The organism is Plebeiibacterium marinum, assembly GCF_026013615.1.
Classification (GTDB): Bacteria; Bacteroidota; Bacteroidia; order Bacteroidales; family Marinilabiliaceae; genus Saccharicrinis; species Saccharicrinis marinus_A.
The window spans coordinates 1-775 of sequence record NZ_JAPDPI010000121.1 but is presented as its reverse complement, the minus strand read 5'-3'; the positions used below and the strand labels follow the sequence as shown (position 1 = coordinate 775).

Here is a 775-nt window from a genome sequence, read left to right as displayed (position 1 = left end):
CTTCGTGCAGAACGCCTCAACTGGGTGGCTCGGTATTGGCTTGTTCTTCTTGTGGTTCGGTCCATTATGTAATGCACAGCTGTCGTAACAGGCATTGTCCCAGATGCCAGGGTATTGACAAGGAGCTCTGGATTGAAGATCGCAAACAGGACCTGCTTCCGGTTAAGTACTATCATGTAGTATTCACGGTTCCGCACTTGCTGCTAGAACTATTCCGATTTAACAGAAAAACCATGTACAACCTTTTGTTTGAAAAATCATGGGAAACCATTTGTCATTTTGCCAGTGATCCTAAGCTTTTAGGTGCCCAACCCGGGGCCATTGCTATTTTGCACACATGGGATCAGCAATTGAAATATCATCCCCATGTGCATTATATCATTCCTGCTGGTGGTATCGACAGTAATGGAAAATGGAAGAACACCAAACAAAATGGCGACTTCCTGTTCGATGTAAAGCAGATGTCTGAGAAGTTTAGTGCCATTTTTGCCAAAAAACTGCGAAAACTTAAGCAACAAGGTAAAATCAATAAGTTTGTTCCACGAGATTTAATCCCTGAACCTTGGGTGGTGTATGCCAAACAGGCCTTTGGCTCTTCCCATTCCGTGGTTGAGTATCTTGGACGATACTCTCACAGAGTAGCTATTTCTAATGCCCGTATTTTAAAGGTTACCGATACCCATGTTACTTTTAAATGGTGCAACAGAAAAGAGAACTACAAAACCCAGACGCAGACCATTACTGGCGTTGAATTCCTGAAAAGATTTATCGAACA

1 protein-coding gene is annotated in these 775 nt (G+C 42.8%); it reads left to right on the top strand.

What is annotated here, in order from left to right; genetic code table 11:
* Window positions 1–775: IS91 family transposase (locus OM074_RS21150; RefSeq protein ID WP_301202708.1), on the top strand; the 775-nt coding region annotated here is incomplete at both ends.